The sequence below is a fragment of the Actinoplanes sp. NPDC026623 genome (assembly GCF_040638275.1).
Lineage (GTDB): Bacteria > Actinomycetota > Actinomycetes > Mycobacteriales > Micromonosporaceae > Actinoplanes.
In genome coordinates, this window is the sequence record NZ_JBEZXZ010000379.1 from 1 (window position 1) to 3429 (window position 3429).

Consider the following 3429-nt stretch of genomic DNA (forward strand, 5'->3'; position numbering starts at 1 on the left):
GTAGAAACGAACCACCAGCAGTTCGTGGGCACCCCCGGCCCCACCCGTCCACCGCAAGCAAAATGCCACCCACAAACCGCAAGCAAAACGCCACCCACAAACCGCAAGCAAAACGCCACCCACAAACCGCAAGCAAAATGCCCACTCACAAACCGCATGCGCACACGCGACACGCCCGGCCGGCAGGCGGTTATGTCCGACCTGAGCCCTGCTCGCACCCAGCACCCCCCATCTGAGGGTCCACAAGCTGTAGGCCCATGCACTACGGTCGGTTGATCACGAAAGCGGCGAAGGGAGCCCGGTTGACCCCCTCCGATCCGCAGTCGCAGGCCCTGCGGGCACTGCACGCGGTAACCAAGCGCGTGCACGCCAGCCTGGACCTGACCGAGACCCTCGACGCAGTAGCCTGCGGCGTGGTCGAGGCCGCCGGCTTCGGCCTGGCCGCCGTCAACCTGGCCGAGCCGAACGGCGACCTGACCACCGTCGCGGTAGCGGGCAGCGACGAGGTCCGCAAGGAGTTGCTCGGCATGAGCGGCTCCGCGGAGAACTGGCGTGAGCTCTTCCGCCGCGCCGAGCGCTGGGGCTCGCTCTACTTCGTCGACCACCGCCTCGGCGTCCCCGAGTCACTGTACGTCTGGGTGCCCGACATCGAGGCCAGCGACGACCCGGAGCGCTGGCACCCGCTGGACTGCCTCTTCGCCCCGCTGACCGCGCCGTCGGGGGAGTGGCTCGGCGTGCTCAGCGTCGATCTCCCGGTCGACGGGCGCCGCCCCGGGCCGCAGCAGCAGGAGATCCTGGCGTTCTTCGCCGAGCATGCCGCCATCGCCATCCAGCATGCCCGCCTGCACTCGCGGCTGGAGCGTAGCCAGGCCGAGGCCGAGTATGCGGCCACCCACGACAGTCTGACCGGCCTGGCCAACCGTACCCTGCTCATGTCCCGCATCGACGCGCTGCCGGGCCTTCCCGCGCGGCAGGCCGGGGTGCTGGTCGTCGACCTTGACGGCTTCAAGAAGGTCAATGATGCGGCCGGGCACGAGGCCGGCGACGAGGTGCTGCGGATCGTCGCCCAGCGCCTGCGCCAGCACCTGCCCGGAGCCGCCGTGCTGGCCCGCACCGGCGGGGACGAGTTCGTCGCGGTGCTGACCGGCGACGATCTCGGCGCCGTCCTGCCGGACACCGCGCGGCGGCTGCGGGCGGCGATCGCCGAGCCGATCTGCGGCGACACCGGCGTCTACCGCGTCGGTGCCAGCATCGGTTACGCCATCGGGCGGCCCGGCGAGGACTTCTCCCGGCTGGTCGCGACCGCGGACGCGGCGATGTACGCCGAGAAGCGTAGTTCTAACGCCCCGGTGCCGTGATCCGCAGGTCGGCGGTGATCCGCTCCGCCGCCGCCAGCAGGGGCGGGAGCAGCTTGGCCCGCATCACCGCGACGGAGGTGCGGCTGGCGTGCACGGAGACGTTCACGGCGGCGCTGACCGATCCCGAGCGGTCGCGCAGCGGCGCCGCCATCGACCGTAGGCCCTCCTCGAGCTCCTGGTCCACGATCGCGTAGCCCTGCTCGCGGACCCGCTCGAGCTCGTCGCCGAGCGCCGTCACCGACGTGATGGTGCGGTCGGTGAGCCGCTCGAGCCGCACCCGTTCGAGGTACGCGCCGACCTGGTCGCCGGGCAGGTTGGCGATCAGCACGCGGCCCATGGACGTCGCGTACGCCGGGAACCGCGTGCCCACGTTGATCGCCACCGTCATGATCCGCCGGGTGGGCACCCGGGCCACGTAGACGATGTCGTCGCCGTCGAGCACCGACACCGACGACGACTCGTGCACCTCCGCGACGAGCCGTTCCAGGTGCGGCAGGGCCACCTCGGGCAGCGACAGGCTGGACAGGAACGAGTAGCCGAGCTCGAGCACGCGCGGCGTCAGCGAGAACAGCCGCCCGTCGGTGCGTACGTATCCGAGGTCGGTGAGGGTGAGCAGGAAGCGCCGGGCGGCGGCCCGGGTGAGGTCGCAGATCCGGGCGACCTCGCTGAGGGTGAGCTCGCAGTGGTGGGCGTCGAAGGCCCGGATGACGGCGAGCCCGCGCTCGAGCGACTGCACGTAGTGCGGCTCGCGGACCTGGTCAGTCATTGGCTGCACCATAGCGTCACGCTGGGGCTTCGTCGTCGGCGAGGGCGGCCTGGGCGATCTTGAAGGCGGCGTTGGCGGCGGGCACCCCGGCGTAGACGGCGGTGTGCAGCAGCACCTCGCCGATCTCGGCGGGCGTCAGCCCGTTGCGCCGGGCGGCGCGCACGTGCATGGCCAGTTCCTCGTGGCAGTGCAGCGCGGTGAGCACGGCCAGGGTCACGCAGCTGCGGGTGCGCCGGTCCAGCCCGTCGCCGGCCCAGACCGTGCCCCACGCGTACCGGGTGATGAAGTCCTGGAACGCCGCGGTGAAGTCGGTGGTCGCGGCGATCGCGCGGTCGACGTGCGCGTCGCCGAGCACCTCGCGCCGCACCGCCAGGCCCGCTTCAAGATCGTCCATCCAGCGCCTCCAGGATCAGTCGGTTCGCGGTCGCGGGCTGTTCGAAGCTGGCCAGGTGCGCGGCGCCGGCCAGCACCTGGAGGCGGGCGCCGGGCACGGCCGCGGCGATGGCCGCGCCGTGCTCGGGCGGCGTCGCCGGATCGTCGGCGCCGGCGACCACCAGCGTGGGTGCGCGGATGCTCGACAGGTCGGCGCGCAGATCCATGTCCTCGACGGCGGCGCAGGCCCCGGCGTACCCGATGGCCGGGGTGGCCGCGACCATGTCCCGCAGCGTGGCGACGGCCGCGGGGTGCGCCGCCGCGTAGCCGGCGGTCACCCACCGGGCGACGATCGCGCCGGCGACCGCGGCGGTGCCCTCGGCCCGGACCAGCTCGGCGCGCTCGGCCCAGGCCGACCTCGGCCCGAGCAGGGCGGAGGTGCAGAACAGGACGAGCCGGTCGACCCGCTCGGCGGCGTGCGCGGCGAGCCACATGGCGGTCATGCCGCCGAGCGACAGCCCGCAGACGTGGGCCCGCGCGACGCCGAGGCGGTCCAGCAGGCCGAGCGCGTCCCGCCCGAGATCGGCAAGGGCATAACGGCCCGGGGGTACGGGTGAGCGGCCGTGCCCGCGGGCGTCGTACCGGATGACCCGGAACGGCCCGGCCAGCGCGGGGATCTGCGGCTCCCACATGGACAGGTCGGCGCCGAGCGAGTTGATCAGCAGGAGCGCGGGGGCGTCCGGGGGCCCGTCCTCGCGGTGATGGACCGCCACGGCCGCGCTCATCGTGACGCCGCCCGCAGCGCGCGGTCGATCAGGGCGCCGGCGTCGCCGACGTAGCCGGCCGGGTCGAGCAGCGCGGCCAGCCGGGCCGGGTCCAGGTGGGCGGTGATCGCCGGGTCCCGGGCCAGGTCGCCGCGGGTGGCCGCGTCGC

Annotated in this window: 4 protein-coding genes; 1 reads left to right on the forward strand and 3 read right to left on the reverse strand. The window is 73.3% G+C overall.

The genetic code is table 11. The annotated features are described in order from the left end of the window. The first annotated feature begins 302 nt into the window (after positions 1–302). Positions 303–1358 (forward strand): diguanylate cyclase domain-containing protein, encoded by a 1056-nt coding sequence (locus AB0F10_RS44880; protein WP_360640626.1) that lies wholly within the window; start codon positions 303–305, stop codon positions 1356–1358. Here AB0F10_RS44880 and AB0F10_RS44885 read toward each other — a convergent pair. The 3 genes from AB0F10_RS44885 to pcaD are packed head-to-tail and all read right to left on the reverse strand — an operon-like array spanning position 1339 to position 3281. Continuing rightward, positions 1339–2124: an IclR family transcriptional regulator C-terminal domain-containing protein gene (locus AB0F10_RS44885; RefSeq protein WP_360640628.1), complete on the reverse strand. Its 786-nt coding sequence runs from the start codon at positions 2122–2124 to the stop codon at positions 1339–1341. The genes AB0F10_RS44880 and AB0F10_RS44885 overlap by 20 nt on opposite strands. Before the next feature lie 16 nt (positions 2125–2140). After that, entirely contained in the window at positions 2141–2518 is a 378-nt protein-coding gene (gene pcaC / locus AB0F10_RS44890; RefSeq protein WP_360640630.1) for a 4-carboxymuconolactone decarboxylase, read from the reverse strand. Beyond that, a complete protein-coding gene (gene pcaD / locus AB0F10_RS44895; protein WP_360640632.1) occupies positions 2505–3281 on the reverse strand; it encodes a 3-oxoadipate enol-lactonase in 777 nt (258 codons plus the stop codon). The genes pcaC and pcaD overlap by 14 nt, the downstream gene beginning before the upstream one ends. Between the last annotated feature and the right edge of the window lie 148 nt (positions 3282–3429).

Bases quoted from the DNA above. Each gene is read 5' to 3' on its own strand.
- AB0F10_RS44885 (WP_360640628.1), bottom strand. From the start codon at position 2,124: ATGACTGACCAGGTCCGCGAGCCGCACTACGTGCAGTCGCTCGAGCGC.
- pcaC (WP_360640630.1), bottom strand. From the start codon at position 2,518: ATGGACGATCTTGAAGCGGGCCTGGCGGTGCGGCGCGAGGTGCTCGGC.
- pcaD (WP_360640632.1), bottom strand. From the start codon at position 3,281: ATGAGCGCGGCCGTGGCGGTCCATCACCGCGAGGACGGGCCCCCGGAC.